This is a genomic window from Micromonospora sp. CA-240977 (genome assembly GCF_050942285.1).
GTDB lineage: Bacteria > Actinomycetota > Actinomycetes > Mycobacteriales > Micromonosporaceae > Micromonospora.
Genome location: NZ_CP192055.1, coordinates 2,485,220 through 2,511,098, shown reverse-complemented (window position 1 = coordinate 2,511,098; position 25,879 = coordinate 2,485,220). Strand labels below are relative to the sequence as shown.

Sequence of the window (25,879 nt, the reverse complement as noted above, 5' to 3'; positions counted from 1 at the left end):
GTGCGAGACTGGGCCGTGCTCTCCGACGTGACACTGGACCTGCCGGTACGCCCGGTACTGCCGGCGCTGGTCGCGGCACTCGACGCGGCCGGTGCCGGCGTCCTGGTCGCCCCGCCGGGCACCGGCAAGACCACCCTCGCGCCGTTGGCCGTGGCCGACCGGGTGAGCGGCCGGGTGGTGATCGCGCAACCCCGTCGGGTGGCCGCGCGCGCCGCCGCCCGCCGGATGGCCGAGCTGCTCGGTGAGCGGGTCGGCGACCGGGTCGGCTACGCGGTGCGCGGCGAGCGTCGGGTCAGCCCGGCGACGCGCGTGGAGGTGGTCACCACCGGCCTGCTGGTCCGCCGGCTGCATCACGACCCGGAGCTGTCCGGCACGGGCGCGGTGCTGCTCGACGAGTGCCACGAGCGGCAACTCGACGCCGACCTGGCGCTGGCCTTCACGGTGGAGGCACGGGCCGCGCTCCGGCCGGATCTGTGGCTGCTGGCGATGTCCGCGACCCCGGACACCGACCGCTTCGCCGCGCTGCTCGGCGGGTCCGCCCCGGCCCCGGTGGTACGGGCCGACTCGGCGCTGCACCCGGTCGAGCGGATCTGGGCACCACCGGCACGCCCGATCGTCACGTCCGGAGCCGGACCGGTGGATCGGGCGCTGCTCGACCACGTGGCCGCCACCGTCCGGCGGGCGCTGCGCGAACGTGCCGGTGACGTGCTGGTCTTCCTGCCCGGAGCCGGCGAGATCGCGGCGGTCAGCGGCCGGTTGGCCGACCTGCGGGACACCGTCGCGCTGCTGCCGCTGCACGGTCGGCAGCGGGGCACGGAGCAGGACGCCGCCCTGCGCCCCGCCGATCGACGCCGGGTCGTGCTGGCCACCGCGCTGGCCGAGACCAGCCTGACCGTGCCGGGCGTACGGGTGGTGGTGGACGCCGGGTTGTCCCGGGTGCCCCGCATCGACCTCGCCCGTGGGTTGGGCGCGCTGGTCACCGTGCCGGTCTCCCGGGCCGCCGCCACCCAGCGGGCTGGCCGGGCCGGCCGGGAGGCCCCCGGGTACGTCTACCGCTGCTGGTCCTCGGCGACCCACGAACGGTTGCCCGCCCGCGCCGAGCCGGAGATCGCCACCGCCGACCTGACCGGCTTCGCACTGGAGTTGGCCGCCTGGGGCCGGCCGGACGGCGTCGGGCTCGCGCTGCCCGACGCGCCACCGGCTGCCGCGCTGACGGTGGCCCGGGACACCCTGCAAACCCTTGGCGCTGTCGACGCCGACGGTCGGATCACCGCGCGGGGGCGGGCGATCGCCGCCGCCGGGGCGCACCCACGGCTGGCCCGGGCGCTGCTCGACGGCGCCGGTCGGGTCGGCGCCGACCGGGCGGCCGAGGTGGTCGCCCTGCTCGCCGAGGAGAGCGCGGCCGGTCCCGGTGACGACCTGGTCGCCGGCTGGCGGCGGCTGCGCGCCGGCATCGACGCGGGTGCGACCGCACGCTGGCGCACCGAGGTACGCCGACTGCGCGCGGCGTTGCCCTCCGGCGCCCCGAGCGATGGCCGCACCGCCCCCGGCCCGGGCGGGCTGAGCGACGATCTCGCTGCCGGACTGCTCGTCGGTCTGGCGTACCCGGAGCGGTTGGCGCGGGTGCGGCGGCCGGGCGGATCGGCGTACCTGATGACCGGCGGGACCGCCGCGGAGCTGATGGCCGGGTCGGGCCTGGCCGGGTCCGACTGGCTGGCGGTGGCCGTCGCGGACCGCACCCCCGGCGCGCCGTCGGCCCGGATCCGTCGGGCCTCGCCGGTGGACGAGGCGACGGCCCGGGAGGCGGCCGCCCCGCTGCTGCGCACGAGCCGCGAGGTCGGCTGGTCCGACGGCGACGTGGTGGCCCGGGAGGTGACCCGACTGGGCGCGATCGAGCTGCTCCAGCGGCGGCTGGAGCGGCCGGAGCGGGCCGAGGTGGCGGCGGCCGTGCTGGCCGGTCTTCGCCAGGAGGGGCTGGGGCTGCTGACCTGGACGCCGGCGGCACGGGCGCTGCGGGAACGCCTCGGTTTCCTCAGGCACCACCTGGGCGCCCCGTGGCCGGAGGTCACCGACGAGGCGTTGCTCGACGCCGCCGCGACCTGGCTGGGCCCCGAGTTGGCCGCGGCTCGGCGTCGGTCCGACCTGGCCCGGGTGGACGTGACGTCGGCGCTGCGCCGGCTGCTGCCCTGGGCGCAGGCCGCCCGCCTGGACGAGCTCGCCCCGGAGCGGATCGAGGTGCCGAGTGGTTCCCGGGTGCGGGTGGACTACACCGACCCGGCCGCACCGGTGCTCGCCGTGAAGCTTCAGGAGACGTTCGGCTGGTCGGCGGCGCCCCGCGTCGGCGCCGGCCGGACACCGGTGCTGCTGCACCTGCTCTCCCCCGCGGGCCGGCCGGTGGCGGTCACCGCCGACCTGGAGTCGTTCTGGCGGACCGGCTACCCGCAGGTGCGCGCCGAGTTGCGCGGGCGCTATCCCCGGCACCCGTGGCCGGAGGATCCCCGGACGGCGACCCCCACCCGGCGTGCCGCGCCACGTCGCCGCTGAGCGCCGGCCCTACTCCTCCAGGACGTCGGCCACCACGACACTCACGTTGTCCGGCGCGCCGGCGTGCAGTGCCAGGTCGATCAGTTTGCCAGTGCAGGCGGTCCGGTCGGGATACTCCCTGAGCACCTCGGTGAGGGTGTCCGGGCGGACGACGTTGGAGAGGCCGTCGCTGCACAGCAGCCAGCGGTCGCCGGCCCGGGGCACCATCGTCGAGTACGACGGGGTGACCTCGTCACCCTGCAGGGCCTGGGTGACGACGGCACGGCGCGGATGGCTGCTGGCCTGGTCCGGGGTGATCACGCCCTGGTCCACAAGCATCTGGACGAACGTGTCATCCCGGGTGACCTGCTTGAGCACGCCCTCGCGGAACAGGTAGGCCCGGGAGTCGCCGACGTGCGCGAGGGCCAGGCAGCTGCCGGTCCGGGCGAAGAGCAGGGCGGTCAGTGTGGTGCCCATGCCCTGGCGCTCGGGATCCTCGGCGACCGCCTGCCGGATCCGGGAGGTGGCCAGCGCGATGCCACCTTCGAGCGCGGCCACCAGAGCGTCCTCGGGGGTTTCCACGTCCAGCGGGGCCACCGCGTCGATGGTGAGGGAGCTGGCCAGGTCGCCGGCGGCCATCCCGCCCATGCCGTCGGCGACGGCGACGAGCCAGTTCCCGGCGTGCAGGGCGTCCTGGTTTCCGCTGCGGATCAGCCCACGGTCGCTCGTTCCCACGGAACGCAGCTTCAGGGTCATGGGAGGCAGCCTGCCAGGCGAAGGGCGCAGTTGTCTCTAGGAGATCAGGACGACGGCGCGTGGCGCGGCCAATCTCACGTTCGCACGCCGGTCTACCGGGCCGCGCCGGAAACGGACGTCGCCCTCGTCGCGCGCCAGAACCCATCCAGTCAGATCAATTGACACGGGATGCCGACGCTGGAAACATCGAGCCGATACCTGGGAGCGCTCCCAGGTATCGGCCTCCACCACCGTCTCCCCACCCGTCCGGAAGGACTCCTCGTGACGAGATCCCGACGCCGCCTCCTGTTGGCTGCGGCGACCACCCTGGCCCTCACCGGCGCGGGCGCCGGCGCGGCCTACGCCGAGCCACCGCCGGATGCTCCCGAGCAGATCGACAACGGCGACTTCAGCGCCGGGGTGAGCCCCTGGTTCTCCTTCGGCACCGGTCCACTCGCGGTCACTGACGGCCGGCTCTGCACCACCGTCGCGGGCGGGCTGGCCAACCCCTGGGACGCCGGCATCGGCCAGGACGGGGTGCCGCTGATCGCGGGCGCCGAATACACCCTCGGCTTCGCCGTCTCCGCCACCCCCGGCGCCGCCGTCAAGGCCGTGCTGCAACTCGGCAGCGCCCCGTACACGACGTACGCGGCAGTGGACGCCACAGCGACCGGCACCGCCCAGCGGGTCGAGCAGACCTTCACCGTCCCGGACGACAACCCCAACGCCCAACTGATCTTCCAGGTCGGCGGATCCGCCCAGGCGCAGACCATCTGCCTCGACGACGTCTCGCTGCGCGGCGGCGAGCCGCCCGCGCCGTACGTGCCGGACACCGGGCCACGGGTCCGCGTCAACCAGGTCGGCTACCTGCCCGGCGGCCCGAAGAACGCCACAGTCGTCACCGAGGCCACCAGCCCACTGCCCTGGCAGCTGCGCAGCGCCGCCGGCGCCGTCGTGGCCAGCGGCACCACCACCGCCCGCGGCGTCGACGCCGCCTCCGGGCAGAACGTGCAGACCGTCGACTTCTCCAGCTACCGCACCCCCGGCAGCGGGCTGACGCTCACCGTCGACGGCGAGACCAGTCACCCCTTCAACATCTCCGGCGCCCTCTACGACCAGCTGCGCTCCGACTCGCTGCAGTTCTTCTACGCCCAGCGCAGCGGCATCGCCATCGACGGGGACCTGATCGGCGACGAGTACGCCCGCCCCGCCGGGCACCTCGACGTGGCGCCCAACAAGGGCGACACCAACGTGCCCTGCCAGCCGGGCGTCTGCGACTACTCGCTGGATGTGCGCGGCGGCTGGTACGACGCCGGTGACCACGGCAAGTACGTGGTCAACGGCGGCATCGCCACCTACCAGCTGTTGAACACCTTCGAGCGCACCAAGACCGCGGCCACCGCCGACGGCGGCGCGGAGCTCGCCGACGGCACGCTGCGGGTGCCCGAACGCGACAACGGCGTGCCGGACATCCTCGACGAGGCCCGCTGGGAGCTGGAGTTCCTGCTGCGCATGCAGGTACCGGCCGGCAAGCCGCTGGCCGGCATGGTCCACCACAAGATCCACGACCAGAACTGGACCGGGCTGCCGCTCGCCCCGCAGGACGACCCGCAGCCGCGTGAGCTGCACCCGCCGTCGACAGCGGCCACTCTGAACCTGGCCGCCACCGCCGCCCAGTGCGCGCGGCTCTTCGCCCCCTACGACGCGGCGTTCGCGACCCGCTGCGGCACCGCCGCGAAGACGGCCTACGCCGCGGCCAAGGCCCACCCCGCGGTGTACGCCAGCCCGACCGACGGCACCGGCGGCGGCGCGTACGACGACAGCAACGTCACCGACGAGTTCTACTGGGCGGCGGCCGAGCTGTACCTCAGCACCGGCGCGCAGACCTACCTGACCGACCTGACCGCGTCGCCGCACCACACCGGTGACGTGTTCGACCCGCGCGGCTTCGGCTGGCAGAGCACGGCGGCGCTGGGCCGCCTCGACCTGGCCACCGTGCCGAACGGGCTGCCCACCGCCGACCTCACCCGGGTTCGCGCCTCGGTCACCACCGCTGCCGACGCGTACCTCGCCGAGCTGCGCCGGCAGGCGTACGGGCTGCCGATGCCGGGCGACGCCAACAGCTACTTCTGGGGCGGCAACAGCAGCATCATCAACAACGCCGTCGTGCTGGCCACCGCGTTCGACCTGACCCGGAACGCCGCCTACCGCGACGGCGCCGTGCAGGCGATGGACTACATCTTCGGCCGCAACGCCCTGAACATCTCCTACGTCACGGGCTGGGGTGAGCACGCGGCACAGAACCAGCACAGCCGGATCTTCGGCAACCAGCTCGACCCGAACCTGCCCCACCCGCCCGCCGGCTCCCTCGCCGGTGGCGCGAACGCGGCCCTGCAGGACCCGTTCGTGGCACAGCTGCTCACCGGCTGCGCCCCGATGTTCTGCTACGTCGACGACATCAACTCGTACTCGACGAACGAGGTGGCGATCAACTGGAACTCCGCGCTGACCTGGATCTCGTCGTTCCTGGCCGACCAGGGTGACGCCGGCGCGGTGCCGGCCATCACCTGCTCGGTGAGCTACAGCAACTACGGCACCTGGCAGGGCGGCACCGGGTTCACCGCACAGCTGGCCATCCGCAACACCGGCACCACGGCTGTCAACGGCTGGAGCGTGCGCTTCGCGTTCACCGGCGACCAGCGGGTCCGCGAGGCGTGGTTGGCGAAGGTCACCCAGTCCGGCGCCACGGTGACCGCCCGCAACGAGTCACACAACGCCAAGATCACACCCGGCGGCACTGTGACGTTCGGCTTCAACGCGACGACAGGCGGCGGCGCCAACCCGAACCCGGGCCTGGTCACCGTGAACGGCAAACCCTGCTCGCTGTCCTGACCGGTACGGCTGGTGACCGCCCGCACCGGGCGGTCACCAGCCGCTGGCGCGTTTCCCACGGCGCTGTCGAATTGCCCCGCGGCGCCCACCCCGGCACAACAGCCGTCCCCGCCGAGCCGGCGGATCAGCCATCCGCGTCGGCGGCAAAGTTGTCGTACACCTGTTCTATTCTCGGTTCGTGTTGGAGGAGTTGACGCAGGCCGAGGCGGAGATCGCCGCCTGTCTTGACGCGTCGACCTGGGCTCTTCCGGAGCCCGACCTCATCGCGGCGCTCGACGCCGCGCACCGGCTGGAGCAGCGTCTCGCGGCCGTCCAGTTATCCCTGGTTCGAGAGTTGGACGGTCGCGGCACGGCCGTGACGCAGGGATCCTCGTCGACTGCGGTGTGGTTGCGTGAGCGGTTGCGGCTGAGCATCTCCGCCGCTCGTCGGCTTGTCGATCTCGCCGCCGCGCTCGACGCCGGAGCACCGGAGGTTAGCTCCGCTCTGGCAAACGGGGACATCAGCGTCGAGCAGGCCCGGGTCATCGGTGCGACAGTCGACACGGTGCACACGGCCGCCGGCGCCGAGGCAGCGGACAAGGCGGTCGGCGTGCTTGTCGAGTGGGCCGGGCAGTTCGAGCCCACCCTCCTGCGCAAACTCGGCACCCGCATCCTCGACCACGTCGCACCGGAGGTCGCCGACGCCGCCGCCCGGGCCGCACTGGAGGCCGAGGCCCGCCGCGCCGCCCGCGACCGCCACCTCACCCTCTCCGAGCTGAGCGACGGACGGCTCCGCCTCACCGGCACCCTCGACACCGAAACCGCCGGCCTGTTCCGCGCCGCGATCGACCCGCTGACCGCCCCGTCCGGCCCCGACGACCAACGCTCCCCCGGACAACGCCGCCACGACGCCCTCGCCGACCTGTGCCGACTCAGCCTGCGCACCACCGACCTACCCGACCACGGCGGCGACCCCGCCCAGATCGTCGTCACCACCAGCTTCGACGCGGTGGCCCGACAACTCGACGCCGGCACCCTCGACGCCGGCCTGCGGCTCACCCCGGAGACGGTACGTCGGCTCGCCTGTGACGCGGCGATCCTGCCCGCCGTCCTCGGCGGCGCCGGCCAAACACTCGACGTCGGCCGACAACGCCGCCTCATCACCGGCCCACTCCGACGCGCCCTCGTCCTGCGCGACCGCGGCTGCGCCTTCCCCGGCTGCGACCGCCCACCCCGTTGGTGCGACGCCCACCACATCCTGCACTGGGCCGACGGCGGCGACACCAGCCTGGCCAACGCGGTGCTGCTCTGCGGCCACCACCACCGACACCTCCACCACAGCGAGTGGGCCGTCCGGTTGGCCGGGGACGGCCACCCCGAATTCATTCCACCGGCCTGGCTCGACCCCGAACAGGTCCCCCGCCGTAACCACTACCACCGGCGAACGTGACCTCCTCGCCCCGGACCGAGTCCGACGAACGCTTTGGGGCCGACAAGCCGCTGAGGTTGGCTGGCACGCTGGTGCCGACGAACCCCGGTCATCGATCGCGTCGAGATCGGCCCACAGCCGACGCCACGGGTGCCGGGGCGGATCGCAGCCCGGCCTTCATGACGAAGATCGACCGTTGCGCCAACGCGTCGCCTCGCGCGTCGAGCTGGTACCCGTCGAGCCAGATCCATCCGTCATAGGTGATCCAGTCGAGCTGGCGGATGACCCGGAACCTGATCGGTCGGGTGAACTGGACGCTGGCCTGTCGCCCCACGATCAGCAGGTCCCCGGCCTTCATGCCAGCCACCCGAGGAACCTGCGGTACACGGCGTCGGCGGGAGCCCAGGACATGTCCTGCGTAGCTGCCAGCAGGTGCGAGCCCAGGTAGATCCGGAGGGCTACCGGCGACGTGGCGTACTCCCCCAGCAGCTCAGCGCGGCGTGTCGAACAGGGCCAGGGTCGGTCGCACGTCTCGCACAGCCACAGCGGGAGGACCGGCCCGTGTGTGGTCATCGGCCCTCACCTGGCCAGTGCCCTCGGTTGATCGGGATCTTGTGTCTGACCCGGCAGGGCAGCTCGTTCCCGCACGTGCAGACGTTCCGCCACTTGACCCAAGACCACACCGGCCGATGGCGGCGGGCCAAAGTCAGGGCTACGGCAGCCAGATACTCCGCAAAAGTGACGCGTCGGGTCATGCGTCCACGGTCACCGCCTCGGTCGGATTAGTCAACTGGCAATTGCCGAAAGGATAGAGCGAGTCGCCTTACTTTCGGGCTATGGACCGAGGGCCAGGTCAGCTCATGGGGCCGTACGAGATCGCGGAGCGCCTGGGCGTCTCGCGGCAGCGGTTCCAGCAGCTCGCCAGGTACCCCACCTTCCCGAAGCCGTACCAGGAGCTACGGGGAACGAAGGTCTGGTTGGCCGAGGACGTCGAGGCGTGGATCAAGAAGTACCGCCAGCCGCGCCCAACCGAGGACGACACCCCGGACTGACCGGGCAGGACGTAGCCTGCCCGGCCGTCCGTCACACGACTACCGACGCCACCAGCGGAACAGCTCGGATACTGCCTTCACGATGGCGGAGCGGTCTTTGGATTCAGCGCCCCTCAGAGCGATACCGGCCACGATGACTTTGCCGGCTACCGGAAGCCCTACGAGAACCGCAGCGATCAACGGACTGGCTGCGGCGATGGGCTCGATGCTGGATAGTCCCACTGCTTACCTCTCCTCACTCTGGTCGAGTGAGGCCGCGCAGGGCTCAGCTCGACCAGCACGCATGACTGGTGAAGCTGAGGTCCTGCGCCGATTGAGCGGGATCTCAGAAGTCGTAAGAAGTACTGAGGTGCAACGGCTGACACCCCCACCAATCGGCAGAGGGGATGCCCTAACTCCGGTTTGGAGTCCGAAGTTAGTGTCCTCTCTCGGTTTGCCGATCCGTCCAGCTCGGATCGACAGCCGACAGCATAAACGACCCGCGCAACCCGAGGCTGACGCGAATCCAGCGCCTGGACAACCTCAGCCCTTGGCCCGCGTGCCTTTCGGCACGCGGTGCAGGCCTTCGTGGTGGCAGGGTGGCCGCACAAGCTGTGATTGATCACCATGTCTGGTCCTGTTCCGTTCCAGCGACAGCAGAGGAACCCACAGGCCAAGGGCGGGGCCGCCCTCGGTGTGAGTTCCCGGTGTTGTCTGGCATGGGCGGAAGGCCATCCCAGCACGACTGACGACCGGCGGGCCGGTTGCCTCCGTCGGATCGATCATTCCCGTTACTGCGCAACTAGTGGACTCTGGGATCGTCACAGTCGGTAGTGGGTGCCCCGGACCGGCGGGGGTCGGCGCCTCTGGGGCGAACTGAGGGGTCTATATGCCGGGTCGTCGCGTGCGTGGCAGTGGTCGGGTATATTGCCCACCAGGACCACCCGAGCCGCAATGGCATGGGTGCCCCCTCGGGCCAGACTCCGCAATGGAGGAGCAAACGGCGCTACGCCGGGCTGCGAGGTTTGGTGGCTCTGTGCTCCGGCGGCAGGGCTACCCGAGTCGCCCATACACAGTTGGTGATGCACCACCCTTCTACATCTGGGGACGCATTCGCGTTCCTGCACTGAGCCCCGATCGCCGGAACGCGGACTCAGCCAGACCAGTGTTGACGCACTGGCCGGGCTGGGTTAACGCACCCTCGCCCGACCAGGGAGGGGGTATGAAGTGGGGCTCGCGAATCTTGAGCCGTTCGTCGGCGCTGGCCCGTGGGTCTTGGCAGCTGCCGTCGCCGTGCCGGTCGCGGGAAAGATCATCATCACCGCCTTGGCCCTTCGTGGCACCGACCCGAAGGACCGGCCCGGCATCATCAAGGCTGTAGCCGAGCTGTTCCGGTGGCGTCGGTGATCCGCTACCACCCGTCAGTAAGGCCAGCAGCGAGTATTCGCAGCTCAGCCCGCCTCGTCGTCTAGGTCGATATCGGGGAAGCTGATCAGCAGCTCGGCCGTAGAGGCAAGAGGCATCAGATGGGAAGAACCCTTCCGGCGGCATCGGTTGCGGGCAGGGTTGGTAGACGGGTGACCGCAGTTGCCGTGGTCCAACGCCTGAACACTTCCAACTCCCGGCCCGTCTGCCTTTCGACAAGCTTCACGAGCTGCGTTCGTACGCGGGTGGTCGCAGGTTTGATGTTCGGCGCGCTTCATCAGGTCACTCCGGAGGTGTCGGTTTTCGTGCCACACGCCACATCGGAGGCGCTGGGGCAACGAACGCGCCGGAGCCGGGCTGTGACGGGCGCCGCAGCGCTCGGGACATCGGTGTACGTGCGTCGAACCTAGGGTCGGGACGTGGGCACCCGAGCGAGGATTCGCGGCCTCTGGCGCTCTCTGTCGCCGCTGCCGCCGCCGGGTCGGCTGCGTACCCTGTCGCTGGCCACGCTCGCCAACACCGTCGGGACCGGGCTGTGGGTGACCGGTTCGGCGCTCTACCTCACTCGCGTCGTCGGGCTGAGCCCGACGCGGGTCGGGCTGGGGCTCACGCTCGCCGGCCTGGTGGGGCTCACCGCCAGCGTGCCGCTCGGCGGGCTGGCCGACCGGCGTGACCCTCGCAACCTCCGGGCGGTCCTCCAACTGGCCCAGGCCGCCGTCGCCGTCGCGTACCTGTTCGTCGGTTCGTTCCCGGTCTTCCTGCTGGTGGCCACACTGGACGCGCTGCTGATCTCCGGAAACCTGGCGGTCCGCGCCGCGCTGGTCGCCGCGGTCGGCGGGCCGCAGGGCCGGGTGCACGCCTTCGCCACCCTGCGCGCGGTGGCCAACCTGGGGGTGGCGCTCGGCGCGGGGCTGGCCGGGTTCGCGCTGGTGGCAGACACCGGGTGGGCGTACCGGCTGCTCGTGGTCGGCAACGCCGCTACCTATCTGGTCTCGGCGGCGCTGATCATGCGACTGCCCGGGTATCCGCCGGTCCGGCGGGCGGTCCGGCCGCGACCGGGCCGCGCGTTGCGCGACTGGCGCTTCCTCGCGGTCGCCGGCGCTTCAGCGGTGCTCTCCCTGCACTGGGTGGCGTTGACGCTGCTGCTGCCGCTGTGGGTGGTGACCCGCACCGACGCTCCGCCGGTGCTGGTCTCCGTCATGCTGCTTGTCAACACGCTGCTCACCGTGGCGTTCGCGGTACGGCTGAGCGGGGGTGCCCGGCACGCGCTGCCGGCGGCGGCGACGATGCGCCGCGCCGGGCTGGTGCTCGCGGCCGGGATGCTGCTCTGGGCCGCGACGGGCGTCGTCTCCGGCACGCTGGCGATCGGCCTGCTGCTGGGCGCGACAGTGATCTACACCCTCGGCGACCTGTGGCACGCCGGGGCCGGGGCGGCGCTGGCCTACGACCTCGCCGCCCCGGACGCCATCGGCGCCTACCAGGGAGTCGACACGCTGCTCGCCGGGCTGGCCCGCGCGGCGGGGCCGGCGTTGCTGACCTGGCTGATTCTCGGCGGCGGCCCGCTCGGCTGGCTCGCCCTGGCCGGGCTCCTCGCCGGCACCGGCCTGGCCGTGCCACCGCTCACCCGGCGGGCTCTGGCGAACCGCCCCGAGCCGGCCCCGGCCAGCGATCAGCCGATCTCCTCGTCGACGTAGCACCACCGCCAGGTCTCGCCCGGCTGCACCGACCGGATCACCGGGTGGGCGGTGGACTCGAAGTGCTTCGTCGCGTGCTGGTACGGCGACGAGTCGCAGCAACCGACGTGCCCGCAGCTCAGGCAGCCCCGCAGGTGCACCCAGTCGGCGTTGCCGATGGCGACGCAGTCGGGGCATTCGTCGGTGGTGCGCGGCTCCGTCGCCTCCGCCTCGGCCAGATGCTGACAGCTCACTTCTCGACCTCCCGCAGCAACGACTCTTCCAGGTCCAGGTCACGATAGGCCCGCACCAGCACCTCCTCGGGGATTCGACCGGAGTCCCGGGCAGCCCGGAAGACATCCCGCTCGGCGTCGATCATCTTCTGTCGTAGCCGACCGTACGCCTGCGACGGCGTTTCCCGCTCGGCGCCACCGAGCCGTTCCCAGGCCAGGTTGTTGCGATCCTCCAGCGCGCGGCGCAACCGGTCCACCACCGCCTCGGGAGCGCTGTCGGCCAGTTCGTCGAGGCGGTCCTGGGCGGCCCGGCTGGCCTGTTGCTGCACCCCGGCCGCCGACAGCGCGTCCTGCACCGGGTCGTCCTGGGGCAGCTTCAGCCGGCGGGCGACCGCCGGCAGCGTGGCGCCCTGGCCGACCAGGGTGACCACGATCACCGCGAAGGCCAGCCAGATGAACAGGGCCCGGGGGTACGGCTCGTCGCCGGCCACTGTCAGCGGCAGGGCCAACGCGGCGGCCAGCGTCACCACGCCCCGCATCCCGGCCCAGCCGATCACGATCGGGAACCGGGGTGACGGGGCCGAGTCCCGGCGGCGGACCCGGGGAACCAGCCGGGCCAGGTAGGTGGCCGGGAAGAGCCAGACGAAGCGGGTCAGCACGACGGTGGCGAGCACCGCGACGGTGATCAGCGCGAGCGAGCCGGCCGGCTCGTCGAGGTCCCGCAGCACCTCCCGCAGTTGCAGGCCGACAAGCAGGAAGACCAGCCCTTCCAGCAGGAACCGGACCAGCCGCCAGAACGCGGCAGTCTGCAACCGGGAGGCCGCCGAGAGCAGCTGGGACAGCTTGTGACCGAGCGCCAGCCCGGTGACCACCACGGCGACCACGCCGGAGGAGTGCACCGCCTCGGCGGCGAACACCACAGCGAACGGAATGATCAACGACAGCGCGTTGTCCAGCAGCGGGTCGGTGATCCGCCGGTGCAGGAAGCCGAAGACCACAGCGCCGAGCGCGCCGATCAGGATGCCGCCGCCGGTGGCCCGCAGCACCTCGACTGTGACGTCGGCGGCGCCGACCGCCTGGCCGGCGGCGGCCATGGTGGCGACCCGCAGCAGCACCAGCGCGGTGGCGTCGTTGACCAGGCTCTCCCCCTCCAGGATGGTGACCACCCGGCGGGGCAGCCCGACCCGGCGCGCGACAGCGGTGGCGGCCACCGCGTCCGGCGGGGCGACCACCGCGCCGAGCGCCAGGCAGATCGCGAACGGCACCTGCGGCAGCAGCAGGTGCAGCACGAACCCGACGACGAACGCGGTGAAGAGCACCAGGCCGACCGCGAGCAGCAGGATCGGCCGGATGTTGTTCTTGAACGCCGGCACCGAGGTTTCCAGCGCCGCGACGTACAGCAGCGGCGGCAGGATGCCGACAAGCACCAACTCCGGGTCGAGTTCGACGTGCGGGACGCCGGGCACGAAGGAGAGCGCCAGGCCGAGCACGACCAGCACGATCGGCGCGAGCAGGCCGAGCCGGCGGGCCAGCGCGGCGCCGAAGGTGGCGATCGCCAGGAAGACGACGACCGGAAACAGGCTTTCCATGGGGTACGAGCCTAGGGGTCCCCTGATCCGGGCCTCGATCAGCCGGTCGGCCGCAACTTCGGCAGCACCTCGGTGCCGAACGCGTCGATGAAGCCGCGCTGTTCCTGCCCGACGTGGTGCAGGGCGATCTGGTCGAAGCCGAGCTGCGCGTACTCCTCCAGCCAGCCGACGTGCCGGCCCAGGTCGGCAGAGACGTTCACCACCTCGGCGACCCGCTGCGCCGGCACGTCGGCGGAGACCGCGTCGAAGTGCTCGACCGTCTCCAGGTCCCAGCAGACCGGCGGGGCGAACACATTGCTGCGCCACTGGTCGTACGCGAGCGCCTCGGCCTGCTCCTGCTCCGGCGCCCAGGAGACGTGCACCTGCAGGTGCAGCGGACCGCGCCCACCCGCGTCCCGGTACGCGTCGATCATCTCGCGCAGGTGCGCCACGGGGGCGTTCACGGTGATCAGGCCGTCCGCCCACTCGGCGCACCAGCGGGCGGTGGCCACGCTGACGGCGGCGCCGACAAGCGCGGGCGGTTCCTCGGGGCGAGTCCACAGCCTGGCCCGGTCGACCCGCACCAGGCCGTCGTGGCTGACCTCCTCGCCGGCCAGCAGCGCCCGGATCACGTCCACGCACTCGCGCAGGCGCGCGGCGCGGACGTCCTTGCGCGGCCACGGCTCGCCGGTGATGTGCTCGTTGCTGGCCTCGCCGGTGCCCAGCGCCGCCCAGAACCGGCCCGGGTACATCGCGCCGAGGGTGCCGATCGCCTGCGCGATGATCGCCGGGTGGTACCGCTGGCCGGGCGCGTTCACGACGCCGAACGGCAGGCCGGTGGCCTGGAGGGCGGCGCCCAGCCAGGACCAGGCGAAGCCGGACTCGCCCTGCCGCGCGCTCCATGGGGAGAAGTGGTCGGAGCACATGGCGGCGTCGAAGCCGACCCGCTCGGCGTGTCTCACCGCCTCCAACAGGGCGCGGGGACCGATCTGCTCATGCGAGGCGTGAAATCCGAACGACGTCATGGGCGCACTTCCTACCCACGACGGCGTCGGCTGATGCCTGCGGCTACTCGGCGTGCGCGCCGGCTCCGGCCGAGGCGACGCCCTCGCCCACCCAGACGGTCTTGGTGTTGCAGAACTCGCGCATGCCCAACGCCGACAGCTCGCGCCCGTAGCCGGAGTTCTTCACACCGCCGAACGGCAACTCCGGATAGGAGGTGGTCATGCCGTTGACGAAGACGTTGCCCGCGTCCAGGTCGGTGGCGAAGCGCTCCTGCTCGGCCGGGTCCCGGGTCCAGGCGTTCGAGCCGAGCCCGAAGCTGGTGCCGTTGGCGACAGCGATCGCCTCCTCGTACGACGACACCCGGAACAGTCCGGCGACCGGGCCGAAGACCTCCTCGGACCACATCCGCATCTGCGGCGTGAGGTAGGTGACCACTGTCGGCGGGTAGAACCAGCCGTCGCCGGATGGCAGCTCGCCACCGCAGAGCACTGTCGCCCCGTGGTCCGCCGCGTCGCGGACCTGGGCGTGCACCTCGTCGCGGCCACGCTCGCTGGCCAGCGGGCCCACGTCGGTGTTCGGGTCCATCGGGTCGCCGACCCGCAGCGCGGCCATGTTCGCGGCGAACTTCTCGGCGAAGGCGTCGAAGACGTCGGTGTGCACGATGAACCGCTTCGCGGCGATGCAGGACTGGCCGTTGTTCTGACAGCGGGCGGTGGTGGCCACCTCGGCGGCCCGGTCGACGTCGGCCGAGGGCATCACCACGAACGGGTCGCTGCCGCCGAGTTCGAGGACCGTCTTCTTCAGCTCCCGCCCGGCGATCTGGGCGATGGACCGACCGGCCGGCTCACTGCCGGTCAGCGTGGCGGCGCGGACCCGGGGGTCGCTGAGGATCGCCTCGACCGCGTCCGATCCGACAAGCACCGTGGTGAAGGCTCCCTCGGGGAAGCCGGCCCGGCGAAACACGTCCTCCAGCAGCAGCGCGGTCTGCGGTACGTTCGAGGCGTGCTTGAGCAGGCCGGTGTTGCCGGCCATCAGCGCCGGCGCGGCGAAGCGCATCACCTGCCAGAGCGGGAAGTTCCAGGGCATCACCGCGAGCACCACGCCGATCGGCTGGTAGCGGATGAACGCCCTGGTCGCCTTCACGGCGTCGGCGTCGGCCGGCTCGTCGGCGAGGAACCCCGGCGCCCTGTCGGCGTAGAAGCGGGCGGCCGTGGCGCACTTGGTCACCTCGGCCTGCGCGGAGGCGTACGTCTTGCCCATCTCCGTGGTCATGATCCGGGCGATCTCGTCGCGCTCGGCGTCCAGCAGGTCGGCGGCGGTGTTCATCCACCGGGCGCGCTGGTCGACGCCTGTCGTCCGGAGCTGCTGGTACGCGAGGTCGGCGCGCTCGATGGCATCGTCGAGTTGCTCGGTGGACATCGCCTCGTAGGTCTTGAGCACCTGTCCGGTGGCGGGGTTGGTGGTGGCGATGTGGGGCATCTCGTCCTCCTGTCACTCGAACAACGAGTGTCGTACGCCCGGCTCCTCGCGGTGGCGGGCGGCGCGGCGGCGCTGGATCACGATCAGGTCGACCACGGCGACCACGGCGAAGATCGCGCAGAGTACGCCGAGCCAGGCGAGGCCGGCCCAGAACGCCAGCACCGCGAAGAGCACCATGATCACCAACCCGAAGCCGGCGAGAACGAGCCGGAGGTTCAGGGCGCTGTACGCGTGGCCGACCGTGCCACGGGCGCGCCGGGGCTGCGATCTCGTCATGCCTCCCGACCTACCCCCGATCGGCCGGGTTAACCGGTACGCGCGCTCGCAGCCGCCGGCGGGCCGGTGTGCTCCGGCACATCCGATCGCGTCACGGCCCCCGCTGCCCGCAGGATGGGCGCATGTCAATGACCCTCGCCGTGCCGGTGACCGTCGCCATCGCCCGCCGTGTCGACCCGGCCCGGTCCAGCGAGATGGTGGCCTGGATGCGGGCCGGCACCGCGCTGGCCGAGGCGTTCCCCGGGTTTCTCGGGGCCGGCTGGGTGCAGAGCGGCCCCGGTTCGGCGGAGTGGCACATGCTCTATCGCTTCGCCGACGCCGAGACGCTGCGCCGGTGGGAGGAGTCGCCGCAGCGGCACTGGTGGCTCAGCTCGGCCCAGGGCATCGTCGAGCACACCCGGGTCGAGCGGCGGACCGGCATCGAGGGCTGGTTCGACCCGCCGCTGGAGCACTCGGTTGATCCGGTCGAGCCGGTCGGCCCGGCGTCGCCGCCGAGGTGGAAGCAGGCGGTGACCATCTGGTTGGCGTTCTTTCCGCTGAGCCTCAGCGCCACCCTGCTGACCAGTCACTTCCTCGCCGCCGTGCCGTTGGCGGCGCGGGTGCTGCTGATGACGCTCTGCCTGACCCCGCTGATGACCTACCTGGTGCTGCCCCGGATCACCCGCGCCCTGCACGGGTGGCTGCACGGCCAGCCGGTGCCGCGGCGGGATTAAAGCACCCCGCCGACCCGTCCACCGACACTCTGCCGCATACCCGACAACAACTTCCCGGTGAACCACGTCCTACGCATAGAGTTACCGCGCTGTCGCTCTGCGCTGCGGAACGGGGGACGTCATGCCTCGACGGTGGGTCGCCGCGCTGGCCTTTCTCGTCGCGCTCGTCGCACTGGCCTGTGAGGGCGGCACCTCCGCGGCGCCCCGACCCACCAGGAGCGGCCCGCCGTCGAGCGGGCCGGGCGGGATCGCCGCCCTCGGCGACTCGATAAGCACCGGCTTCGCCTCCTGCCTGGTGCTCACCTCCTGCGAGCGCAACTCCTGGTCCACCGGCGACGGCCTGCGGGTGCGGAGCCACTACCGGCGGCTGCTCGACCAGAACGCGGCGATCCGCGACCGGTCGTACAACCACGCCCGGGCCGGCGCCCGCGCGGACGCCCTGGAAGGTCAGGCCCAGGCAGCGGTACGCGACCGCCCCGACTACGTCACGGTGCTCATCGGCGCCAACGACATCTGCCGGGGCGGGGTGGACGCGATGACGCCGGTGGCGCAGTTCCGGGCCGACGTGGACCGGGGGCTACGGGTGCTGCGGACCGGCCGACCGAAGGCCCGGGTGCTGGTGGTGAGCATCCCCGACCTGTACCGGCTCTGGGAGGTCGGGCACGACGATCCACGGGCGGTCCGCGCGTGGCGGCGGGGCGTCTGCCCGGCCCTGCTGGCCGAGGCGACCTCGACGGCGCCCGCCGACCGGGCGCGCCGGGCCGCCGTCCGGGATCGGGTCGACGCGTACAACGCCGAGTTGGTCGCGGCCTGCCGGGCGTACGGCTCCCGCTGTCGCCACGACGGCGGCGCGGCGCACAAGGTCCGGTTCACCCTGGACCTGCTCAACCCGCTGGACTGGTTCCACCCCAACGCCACCGGCCAGGGCCGGCTCGCCGAGGCGACCTGGCGACCCTCCGGGATGGCCAGTTGACCGTCCCGGACGGGCGGTCAGGGTTGTCGGGGGCCCGGGAGCGCGGCGCCCCGTGGGCGGTAGAGCTCCCGGGAACGCTGCGCGAGGTCCCTCGTGGCCGACGAGTTGGCCCAGGTGCCGAGCACGATGGCCGCACCGGGGACGATCTTGGCGACGATCCGCTTGGCGGCCCGGACACCGGCCATCTGGGCCAGCCGGACACCGAGTTGCAGCATGATCCGACCGAGCGGGCGCTGGCCCCCCAGACCGAAGAGCGCGTCGGCGCGTTCCCGGCCGGCGGCCACGCCGAGCGCCAGTCGGGCGCTCTCGGCGACCTTGTGCACGCGCTGCAACACCAGCAGGTCGGTGGCCCGGTCGCTGTGCAGCGGATCGACGTCGTACGCGGCGGCGATGTGCAACACCATCCGGGCCTGGGTCCAGGCCAGCACGCCCACGTCGATCACGGCGCCGGGTAGTCCGGCCGCGCCGGAGACCGCGCCGGACAGCCGGGCCAGGTTGACGAACTTGCGGGCCGCCAGGTCGGCCAGGGCGTCGGACGATATCCCGGGCTGCCCGGCTCGAACCCGGTCGGCCCACTGCTCGGCTTCCGGCCCGAGCCGGCGCACCGCCTCCAGGGCGAGGTGCTCCGGGGCGTACTGGGGGTCGTCGCGCATCCGGTCCCAGAGACGGGCCGGCGGACCCTCGGGGGCGTCCGCCGACCCGGCGGGCGGATCGACGGGCGGCTGGGGAGTGGGGGCGGCGGGCTGGCCGCCGACGGGCGGGTTGTCGGTCACCGGGTCTCCCCTGGGATGGGAACGGCGGACAGGGCGGCCGATGGAGCGGTCAGCGGCGGCGGTTGGACAACCGGGCCGCCAGACCCTTGAGCTTCTGCTGGTTGCCGGGCTTGGCCATCTCTCGACGACCCCGCTCGACCATCTGCTGCCCCTTCGGCGATCTCAGGAACGTGGTGATCCGCTGCATCAGTGACATGGCGTCCTCCTGTCGATGATCCCTCTGTACATGTGTACCCCGAACCCGCAACACATGTACCCGGGATCCGACAGGCTCAACCCTGACCGTCCACAGTGGGCGGAAGACTACCGCCCCGCCGGCGCGATGGCGTCGACGACCCGGGTGGCCCGCCACTCGTGCTGCTGGTAGTGCTCGGGGTACGCGGAGACCTGCACCGCCTGGGCCGCGTCGGTGAGTCGCATCCGCTCCCAGCCGGGCACCTGCTCCAGCGCGGAGAGGAACTGCCGGGTGGCGAACTCGGGATCCATCAGCCGGCCCACCGGGCCCCAGCCGCTGCTGGAGCGCTGCTGGAACAACCCGACCGAGTCGTGGTCCCAGCCGACACCCTGGTGCGGGTAGTCCTGCGACTCGGGCAGCACACCGCTTGCCACGTTGTAGAGGTTGCTCTCCTGCATGGCGGTGGCGACCGCGATCACCAGACCCCGGCGGGGCACCCCCATCTTGCGGCCGGCGCGCACGATCGCCTCGGCGTTCTCCATCTGGTCCTCGTCCAGCCCGGCGACGGGCGCCGGCCTGGTCGGGCGGGCCGGGGCGGCCTTGCGGGTGGGGGCCGCGGTGTCCGGGTCACCGGGAGTCGCCGTGGCGGACGGCGTCGCGGCAGCGGCACGGTCAAGACCACGGGAGGCCGCGTCCTGCTGCTCGGCGCGCTGCGCCAGCTCCGCGCCGGCGGTCGCGCCGGACCGGGTCGCCGCGCCGGGCTTCTCGTCGCAGACCTGGGCGACGACAGTGAGGCCGAGGCAGCAGACCACCCCGGTGGCCAGCGCCAGCTGGGCCCGGCGTCGACCGGTCAGGTCCCGGACGTGTGCCCGGAGCCGACTCGCGGCGGTTGTCCGTTCGGCTGAGGTGCCATCCTCCGTATCGGCAGTAGCGCTGCTCGGGGCGTACGGGTCGTCGAGGGTGCCGTCGTCACGCATCAACCGAGGCTAGGCAGGAAGAAACCCCGATCACGCACGGTGATCACGTGGTGATCGCCACAGATCGGGGCGGTACTGCCGGACGACCCGGTCGGGTCGACCCGCCCGGGGAACGTTCCTCGCGTACCGGATGAAGCCGGCGCCGCACGCGGGCCGGCACGACCGGTGACAGGCCCCGACATCCGACCCTCGGGCCTGACATGATCGACAAACTGGGCCGTTGGGCCGAAGCGGCCCTCGACCGAACGGCCGACCGCAGCGGCGTTCCGGCGTAATCAGGCGAATAGTCCGGTCACGCCCATCCCTCGGGCGACGAATCGCCCGGCGCAGGAATGCGCCAGGATGGCGGGTACGTTGCCCGAACGGGTGCCCTCCGTCGCGTCGGCGCCCCGCAGGCACATTTCAGGGAGGTCCGCACCGGTGCTCGACCCACACGAGCTCTACCAGCTCACCGACGATCTGCCCGACCTCGGGCAACCGGTCCTGATCCAGGCCCTCACCGGGTTCGTGGACGCCGGCAACGCCAGCCGGCTGGCGCGCGAGCAGTTGCTCACCTCGCTGGAGGGTCGACCGATCGCGACCTTCGACGTCGACCAGCTCTTCGACTACCGGTCGCGACGACCGGTGATGACGTTCGTCGAGGACCACTGGGAGAGCGTCGACGCGCCCGAGCTGGAGCTGCACCTGCTGCACGACGACGACGAGACCCCGTTCCTGCTCCTCACCGGCCCCGAGCCGGACCTGCAGTGGGAGCGGTTCGTGGCCGCCGTCGCCGGGTTGGCCGCCCGCCTGGACGTCCGCCTCACCGTCGGGCTCAACTCGATCCCGATGGCGGTGCCGCACACCCGACCGACCGGCGTGACGGCGCACGCCACCCGCCCCGAGCTGATCGCCGGATACGAGCCCTGGCTGCAACGGGTCCAGGTGCCCGGCAGCGTCGGCCACCTGCTGGAGTTCCGCCTCGGCAAGCAGGGCCGCGACGCGTTGGGCTTCGCCGCCCACGTCCCGCACTACGTGGCGCAGACCGAATACCCGGCCGCCGCCGAGGTGCTGCTCACCTCCGTGTCGCGCAGCACCGGGCTGCTGCTGCCCGGCGACGGGCTCCGCTCGGCCGCCGAGGTGGTCCGGGTGGAGATCGACCGCCAGGTCGCCCAGACCGAGGACGCCGCCGCCCTGGTGCAGGCCTTGGAGGAGCAGTACGACGCGTTCGCCCGTGGTCGCGGCGAGAAGAGCCTGCTCGCCCCGGACGCCGGGCCGCTGCCCACGGCCGACGAGCTCGGCGCGGAACTGGAGCGGTTCCTGGCCGAACAGACCCGTCCCGGCGACACCCCGGGCAGCTGACCCGGCGTACCCGGGACGGATGCGGCAGGCTGGGGGCATGCGCCTGGCGACCTGGAACGTCAACTCGGTGAAGGCCCGTCTCCCCCGGCTGTTGCAGTGGTTGGCCGACACCGGGCCGGACGTCGTCTGCCTGCAGGAGACCAAGTGCCCGGACGGCGCCTTCCCGGTGACCGAGGTGGGCGCGTTGGGCTACACCGTGGCCAGTCACAGCGACGGCCGGTGGAACGGGGTCGCCATCCTGTCCCGGGTCGGGCTGGACGACGTCCGGGTCGGGTTCGCCGGTGAGCCCGGCTTTCCCGACCCGGAGGCCCGCGCCATCTCCGCCACCTGCGGCGGGGTGCGGGTCTGGTCGGTGTACGTGCCCAACGGCCGGACGCCCGACGATCCGCACTACGCGTACAAGCTGGCCTGGTTCGCGGCGCTGCGCGACGCGTTGGAGGCCGAGCTGTCCGGTGTGCTCCCGCTGGCCGTCTGCGGCGACTTCAACGTCGCCCCGACCGACGCCGACGTCTGGGACCCGGCGGTCTTCACCCACTCCACCCACGTCACCCCGGCGGAGCGGGCGGCCCTCGCGGCACTGCGCGACCTGGGCCTCGTCGACGTGGTGCCGACCCCGATGAAGGGGCCACACCCCTTCACCTACTGGGACTACCGGGCCGGGATGTTCCACCAGAACAAGGGCATGAGAATCGACCTGGTGTACGCGTCCGCGCCGTTCGCCCGCGCTGTCGGTTCCGCCTACGTGGACCGGGAGGCCCGCAAGGGCAAGGGCCCCTCCGACCACGCCCCGATCGTGGTGGACGCGGAGCTGGTGCCCGCTGTCGACGGGTTCTGAGTGGCTAGGGTGGGCAGATGGCAGTCGTGAAGATCAACGCAATCGAGGTCCCGCCCGGCGCCGGCGCGGAGTTGGAGAAGCGGTTCGCCGCCCGAGCCGGCGCTGTGGAAAACTCCCCCGGCTTCCTCGGCTTCGAGCTGCTCCGACCGGTGGCCGGCGAGACCCGCTACTTCGTCTACACGAAGTGGGAGACCGAGGAGGCGTACCAGGCGTGGGCCGCCGGCCCGTCGCGGGCCGCCCACGCTGCCGCTCCCGGCGAGAAGCCCCGGCCGCCGGTGTCCAGCGGGGCAGGCCTGCTGGAGTTCGAGGTGGCCCTGCACGTCCCCCAGCCCTGAGCGTCCCTCGGACCCTGACCCCCACCCGGGCTTGATCCACTCCGGCTTCCGGAGATCGGGGTGTCCCGGGGGTGGGATGCCGCGGTTTCACTGAGCCCGAGTGGGGGTCGGGGCCGCAGCGAACTCCCGGCACGAGGCGGTTTGCGCTGCTAGCGTCGAAGCGTCGACCGGATCGCTCGGGCTGTCCGGACCGCCCACACGCGCCGATCACCAGTCGCCCCGCGCGCGACAGGCCGTTGGCACCGGCGGGAGAGTCACGGGGGGCCTTGGCCATGTTCGACGGGTTCGACGAGTTCGACATCGCCACGTCCGGCGCGACGATCCACGGACGCCGTGGCGGCAGCGGGCCACCCGTCCTGCTCCTGCACGGCATCCCCGAGACGCATCTCATGTGGCACCAGGTCGCGCCCCGGCTGGCCGAGCAGTTCACTGTCGTCGCCACCGACCTGCGCGGGTGGGGCGACAGCGGGAAGCCACCGAGCACGCCGGACCACGAGCCGTACGGCATGCGCGCCATCGCCCGCGACCAGGTCGAGGTGATGCGGAGCCTCGGTTACCAGCAGTTCCACCTCGTCGGCCACGATCGGGGTGCCCGCTGCGCGTACCGTCTCGCGCTTGACGCGCCGGACGCCGTCACCCGGCTGGCCGTCATGGACGTCGTGCCGATCGGGGACGTCTACAACCGCGCCGACAAGGCGTTCAGCCTCTCCTACTGGGTCTGGTCCTTCCTTGCCGCACCGGCGCCGGTGCCCGAGCAGTTCATCGGCGCGGCGCCCGCCGTGCTCGTCGACTACATGCTCGACATCTGGCCCGAGGTGAAGGACGCCTTCCCGCCCGAGGTGCGGGCGGCGTACGTCAGGCAGTTCAGTGATCCCGCCACGGCGCACGCGATCTGCGAGGAGTTCCGCGCGGCCGCGACGCTGGACTACCAGCAGGACGAGGCGGACCGCGGCAACCGAAAGATCACCTGCCCGGTGCTGTTTCTGTGGAGCCAACGGGGTCAGGTCGCGAAGCTCTACGACGACCCGCTCGCCATCTGGCGGGAGTGGGCCGACGACGTGCGCGGCGAGCCGGTCGGAGTCGGGCACTTCATTCCGGAGGAGGCCCCCGAGCAGACCGTCCGCCACCTCCTGGACTTCCTGGGCTGACGCCCGCCCGGGTAGGCGCCGTCAGGGCTTGCGGGAGGACTGGAGGGTGGCGAAGGCGATCACGTTGTCGGCGTAGCCGGTGCGACCGCCGATGAACTGGCCGCCGCAGGTGATCAGCCGCAGCCCGGCGGGGCCGTCGTGGCCGTAGATGCGATCGGCCGGCAGCTGGTCCTTCGGGAAGTGCTCCACGGTATCCACGGTGAAGACCACCGTCGACCGGTCCGCCCGGGCCACCTCGATGAGGTCGCCCGGCTTCAGCTTGCCCAGATTGTAGAAGACCGACGGGCCGCTCTTGGTGTCCACGTGCCCGACGATCACCGCCGGACCGGGTTCGCCGGGCGTGGGACCACGGTCGTACCAGCCGGTCTCGTTGTGCCGCTCCAGCGGCGGTACGGCGATCGAGCCGTCCCGGGCCTGCCCGACGGGCGCCACCGGCGCGGCCACCTTGATGGCGGGCACGGTGAGGCGTACCGGTCGGCTGGCCGACAACCCGACCGACTCGCTGCGGGCCGGGCGGTCCCCGCCCGCCGGGGCCCAGTCGAGCGGGCCGACCGAGCGGCCCAGCCCCGCCCCGGTGGCGAAGACCCCGGCCAGCACCAGCACCACTGCCAGCGGCACCGACCAGGGGCTACGACCAGCAGGGCGGCTACGCCGAGGCGTGACGGCGGTCGCCGGTCGAGCAGCCACACTGGGACGATCAGGGACCAGCGGACTGTCGTCCAGCGGCAGGCGACGGGCGTCGAAGCGGTCGTCCACCGGCAGGCGGTCATTCCGTTCGGGGCGGGGGCCGGGGGCCGGGCGAGGTCCGGGCGGCGGCGACGCGGGTCGGAAGATCTCCATGGCGGCCTCAGCGACGCGCAGCGCCACGGGCCGGACGCGGCCGGCGTAGCGCCACGACGGCGAGGACCAACCCGGTGACGGTCAGTGCCGCGCCGCCGGGCAGCAGCAGCTTGCCGGTCACCCCGTTCGCACTACCGCCGAAGCCGGTGGCCGGACCACGACTGGGCTGGGCCGGGATCTTCTTGACCACCTGGAGCATTGTCGAGGCGGTCTCACCGTCGCGGCACTCCAGCTTGACCCGGTAGTTGCCGGGGCGCGTGCGCTCGCGCACCATCGGCGCGGCGGTGAGCAGGCCATGCTGCGGCTGTACGCCGATCGCGCCGAAGGCGTCGGAGACGACGGTGGCGCCCACCGAGTTGTCCCGGCAACTGGCCCGGATCCCGACCAGGTAGCCGGGCTGCACAGTGCTGGGGCTCACCTCGACGAAGATGTCCACCGCCGGCGTCGGCTGGGGCGCGCCACCCGGCGGGCCCTCCGGTTGCGGCGCGGCGACGGCGGGCGTGCCGGACCGGGGCGCGGCAACGGCGGGCGTGGTGAGCAGGAGGGCGGTGAGCAGGGGGCCGCTGAGCGCGGTCAGCACCGACAGGGTCACGCCGACGCGGGTCACTGTCACGATGCCCCCTCTCGACGCCGCGCGGCGGAGTCGGGCAGCGGAGCACCCGACCTGCCGTACCAGTTGGATCCTCTCATTTCCGGTCGCACATCACATCCGATTCGCTGGCGGCGTCGCGTAGGCTCGCTTGGCTGTGACCGCCACCGACAATGACCCCGCCGTCCCGCCCGTGAGCCGGACGATCCGGACGTTCCATCCCCGCCGGGGTCGGATGAGCGACCGGCAGACCGATGCGCTGAGCCGGCTCTGGCCCGCGTACGGCCTCGATGTGCCGGACGGACCGGTGGTGCCCGTCGACCTGGCCGACCTGTTCGGTCGCCGGGCGCCGGTGGTGTTGGAGATCGGTTCGGGCATGGGTGACAGCACCGCCGCGATGGCTGCCGCCGACCCGGATCGAGATTATCTGGCGGTCGAGGTGCACACGCCGGGAATCGCCAACCTGCTCGACCTGGTGGACCGGCACGGCCTGAAGAACGTGCGGGTGGCCCGGGGCGACGCGTTGTCCCTGGTCAGCGGCCTGTCCGCGGAGGCGCTGGACGCCGTGCACGTCTTCTTTCCGGACCCGTGGCCGAAGGCCCGCCACCACAAGCGGCGGATCATCCAGCCGACGCACGTGGCGCTGCTGCGGTCCCGGCTGCGGCCCGGCGGCACGCTGCACTGCGCGACCGACTGGGCCGAGTACGCCGAGGCGATGCGGGAGACCCTGGAGGCGGACCCGGAGTTGGTGGACGCGTACGGCGGCTTCGCGCCGCGTCCCGCGCACCGGCCGGTGACGAAGTTCGAGCAGCGGGCGATCACGGCCGGCCGGCCGGTCGCCGACCTGCTCTACCGCCGACAGTGACGCCGCTGGCCCGCAGCCGCGCGCCCGGGCGGGGGGCTGCTGGACGCCGGGTTGGCGGAGCGGGGCA

Annotated in this window: 26 protein-coding genes; 13 read left to right on the top strand and 13 right to left on the bottom strand. The window is 72.4% G+C overall.

Annotated elements, in window-relative coordinates; all coding sequences use genetic code 11:
* The first annotated feature begins 15 nt into the window (after positions 1-15).
* The gene (gene hrpB, locus ACQPWW_RS11575; protein WP_433134280.1) at positions 16-2,544 is read left to right on the top strand and encodes an ATP-dependent helicase HrpB; all 2,529 of its coding nucleotides are present in this window, start codon (positions 16-18) and stop codon (positions 2,542-2,544) included.
* A 9-nt stretch (positions 2,545-2,553) separates the two neighbouring features.
* On the opposite strand, the gene ACQPWW_RS11570 is transcribed toward hrpB, so the two are convergent.
* The gene (locus ACQPWW_RS11570) at positions 2,554-3,279 is read right to left on the bottom strand and encodes a PP2C family protein-serine/threonine phosphatase (RefSeq protein ID WP_433131907.1); all 726 of its coding nucleotides are present in this window, start codon (positions 3,277-3,279) and stop codon (positions 2,554-2,556) included.
* A gap of 261 nt (positions 3,280-3,540) precedes the next feature.
* Here ACQPWW_RS11570 and ACQPWW_RS11565 point away from each other — a divergent pair, with 261 nt between their 5' ends.
* Together ACQPWW_RS11565 and ACQPWW_RS11560 are read left to right on the top strand one after the other, a co-directional pair.
* Entirely contained in the window at positions 3,541-6,150 is a 2,610-nt protein-coding gene (locus tag ACQPWW_RS11565; protein WP_433131905.1) for a glycoside hydrolase family 9 protein, read from the top strand.
* Between the two features lie 178 nt (positions 6,151-6,328).
* On the top strand, positions 6,329-7,579 hold the full coding sequence (locus tag ACQPWW_RS11560; RefSeq protein WP_433131903.1) for a DUF222 domain-containing protein: 1,251 nt from the start codon (positions 6,329-6,331) through the stop codon (positions 7,577-7,579).
* An 88-nt stretch (positions 7,580-7,667) separates the two neighbouring features.
* Here ACQPWW_RS11560 and ACQPWW_RS11555 read toward each other — a convergent pair whose 3' ends face one another.
* Together ACQPWW_RS11555 and ACQPWW_RS11550 are read right to left on the bottom strand one after the other, a co-directional pair.
* Entirely contained in the window at positions 7,668-7,916 is a 249-nt protein-coding gene (locus ACQPWW_RS11555) for a hypothetical protein (protein ID WP_433131901.1), read from the bottom strand.
* On the bottom strand, positions 7,913-8,131 hold the full coding sequence (locus ACQPWW_RS11550) for a hypothetical protein (RefSeq protein WP_433131899.1): 219 nt from the start codon (positions 8,129-8,131) through the stop codon (positions 7,913-7,915). Before ACQPWW_RS11550 ends, ACQPWW_RS11555 begins: the two co-directional genes overlap by 4 nt.
* A gap of 263 nt (positions 8,132-8,394) precedes the next feature.
* Between ACQPWW_RS11550 and ACQPWW_RS11545 the strand changes: the two genes are divergently transcribed.
* The 3 genes from ACQPWW_RS11545 to ACQPWW_RS11535 all read left to right on the top strand — a co-directional run bounded on the left by ACQPWW_RS11545 (position 8,395) and on the right by ACQPWW_RS11535 (position 11,708).
* Positions 8,395-8,610: a helix-turn-helix transcriptional regulator gene (locus ACQPWW_RS11545; protein WP_334509531.1), complete on the top strand. Its 216-nt coding sequence runs from the start codon at positions 8,395-8,397 to the stop codon at positions 8,608-8,610.
* Between the two features lie 1,206 nt (positions 8,611-9,816).
* Entirely contained in the window at positions 9,817-9,996 is a 180-nt protein-coding gene (locus ACQPWW_RS11540) for a hypothetical protein (RefSeq protein WP_433131897.1), read from the top strand.
* Between the two features lie 437 nt (positions 9,997-10,433).
* Complete coding sequence (locus tag ACQPWW_RS11535; protein WP_433131895.1) at positions 10,434-11,708, top strand: MFS transporter; 1,275 nt, start codon at positions 10,434-10,436, stop codon at positions 11,706-11,708.
* Here ACQPWW_RS11535 and ACQPWW_RS11530 read toward each other — a convergent pair.
* Genes ACQPWW_RS11530 through ACQPWW_RS11510 form a run of 5 tightly spaced genes read right to left on the bottom strand, consistent with a single transcriptional unit; the run spans position 11,684 to position 16,248 of the window.
* Positions 11,684-11,941: a UBP-type zinc finger domain-containing protein gene (locus ACQPWW_RS11530; RefSeq protein ID WP_433131893.1), complete on the bottom strand. Its 258-nt coding sequence runs from the start codon at positions 11,939-11,941 to the stop codon at positions 11,684-11,686. The two genes, ACQPWW_RS11535 and ACQPWW_RS11530, sit on opposite strands and share 25 nt — an antisense overlap.
* Positions 11,938-13,509, bottom strand: a complete 1,572-nt coding sequence (locus ACQPWW_RS11525; RefSeq protein WP_433131891.1) for a Na+/H+ antiporter — start codon at positions 13,507-13,509, stop codon at positions 11,938-11,940. The genes ACQPWW_RS11530 and ACQPWW_RS11525 overlap by 4 nt, the downstream gene beginning before the upstream one ends.
* Positions 13,510-13,547: 38 nt before the next feature.
* On the bottom strand, positions 13,548-14,513 hold the full coding sequence (locus ACQPWW_RS11520) for a TIGR03885 family FMN-dependent LLM class oxidoreductase (RefSeq protein WP_433131889.1): 966 nt from the start codon (positions 14,511-14,513) through the stop codon (positions 13,548-13,550).
* Positions 14,514-14,556: 43 nt separating this feature from the next.
* Positions 14,557-15,972, bottom strand: coding sequence for an NADP-dependent succinic semialdehyde dehydrogenase (locus ACQPWW_RS11515; protein ID WP_433131887.1), 1,416 nt, complete (start codon positions 15,970-15,972; stop codon positions 14,557-14,559).
* Between the two features lie 12 nt (positions 15,973-15,984).
* On the bottom strand, positions 15,985-16,248 hold the full coding sequence (locus ACQPWW_RS11510) for a DUF6343 family protein (protein WP_433131885.1): 264 nt from the start codon (positions 16,246-16,248) through the stop codon (positions 15,985-15,987).
* A 122-nt stretch (positions 16,249-16,370) separates the two neighbouring features.
* On the opposite strand from ACQPWW_RS11510, the gene ACQPWW_RS11505 reads away from it, so the two are divergent.
* A complete protein-coding gene (locus ACQPWW_RS11505; protein ID WP_433131883.1) occupies positions 16,371-16,961 on the top strand; it encodes an antibiotic biosynthesis monooxygenase in 591 nt (196 codons plus the stop codon).
* 121 nt (positions 16,962-17,082) lie between these two features.
* The gene (locus ACQPWW_RS11500; protein WP_433131881.1) at positions 17,083-17,934 is read left to right on the top strand and encodes a GDSL-type esterase/lipase family protein; all 852 of its coding nucleotides are present in this window, start codon (positions 17,083-17,085) and stop codon (positions 17,932-17,934) included.
* 17 nt (positions 17,935-17,951) lie between these two features.
* Here the strand turns inward: ACQPWW_RS11500 and ACQPWW_RS11495 are convergent, their stop codons facing one another.
* The 3 genes from ACQPWW_RS11495 to ACQPWW_RS11485 form a co-directional block, all read right to left on the bottom strand.
* Complete coding sequence (locus tag ACQPWW_RS11495; protein WP_433131879.1) at positions 17,952-18,707, bottom strand: EcsC family protein; 756 nt, start codon at positions 18,705-18,707, stop codon at positions 17,952-17,954.
* 49 nt (positions 18,708-18,756) lie between these two features.
* Positions 18,757-18,903, bottom strand: coding sequence for a hypothetical protein (locus tag ACQPWW_RS11490; RefSeq protein ID WP_433131877.1), 147 nt, complete (start codon positions 18,901-18,903; stop codon positions 18,757-18,759).
* Between the two features lie 107 nt (positions 18,904-19,010).
* A complete protein-coding gene (locus ACQPWW_RS11485) occupies positions 19,011-19,859 on the bottom strand; it encodes a peptidase M23 (RefSeq protein WP_433131875.1) in 849 nt (282 codons plus the stop codon).
* A gap of 420 nt (positions 19,860-20,279) precedes the next feature.
* On the opposite strand from ACQPWW_RS11485, the gene ACQPWW_RS11480 reads away from it, so the two are divergent.
* The 4 genes from ACQPWW_RS11480 (at position 20,280) to ACQPWW_RS11465 (ending at position 23,518) form a co-directional block, all read left to right on the top strand.
* Positions 20,280-21,200: a proteasome assembly chaperone family protein gene (locus ACQPWW_RS11480; protein ID WP_355028874.1), complete on the top strand. Its 921-nt coding sequence runs from the start codon at positions 20,280-20,282 to the stop codon at positions 21,198-21,200.
* Between the two features lie 37 nt (positions 21,201-21,237).
* On the top strand, positions 21,238-22,035 hold the full coding sequence (locus ACQPWW_RS11475; protein WP_433131872.1) for an exodeoxyribonuclease III: 798 nt from the start codon (positions 21,238-21,240) through the stop codon (positions 22,033-22,035).
* A gap of 17 nt (positions 22,036-22,052) precedes the next feature.
* The gene (locus tag ACQPWW_RS11470) at positions 22,053-22,370 is read left to right on the top strand and encodes an antibiotic biosynthesis monooxygenase family protein (RefSeq protein WP_433131869.1); all 318 of its coding nucleotides are present in this window, start codon (positions 22,053-22,055) and stop codon (positions 22,368-22,370) included.
* Positions 22,371-22,642: 272 nt separating this feature from the next.
* Entirely contained in the window at positions 22,643-23,518 is an 876-nt protein-coding gene (locus tag ACQPWW_RS11465; protein ID WP_433131867.1) for an alpha/beta fold hydrolase, read from the top strand.
* A 21-nt stretch (positions 23,519-23,539) separates the two neighbouring features.
* Here the strand turns inward: ACQPWW_RS11465 and ACQPWW_RS11460 are convergent, their stop codons facing one another.
* Complete coding sequence (locus tag ACQPWW_RS11460) at positions 23,540-24,205, bottom strand: class F sortase (protein WP_433131865.1); 666 nt, start codon at positions 24,203-24,205, stop codon at positions 23,540-23,542.
* Positions 24,206-24,365: 160 nt separating this feature from the next.
* Complete coding sequence (locus ACQPWW_RS11455; protein ID WP_433134278.1) at positions 24,366-24,974, bottom strand: hypothetical protein; 609 nt, start codon at positions 24,972-24,974, stop codon at positions 24,366-24,368.
* A 130-nt stretch (positions 24,975-25,104) separates the two neighbouring features.
* Here ACQPWW_RS11455 and trmB point away from each other — a divergent pair, with 130 nt between their 5' ends.
* Positions 25,105-25,812, top strand: a complete 708-nt coding sequence (trmB, locus tag ACQPWW_RS11450) for a tRNA (guanosine(46)-N7)-methyltransferase TrmB (RefSeq protein WP_433131863.1) — start codon at positions 25,105-25,107, stop codon at positions 25,810-25,812.
* Positions 25,813-25,879 lie beyond the last annotated feature (67 nt).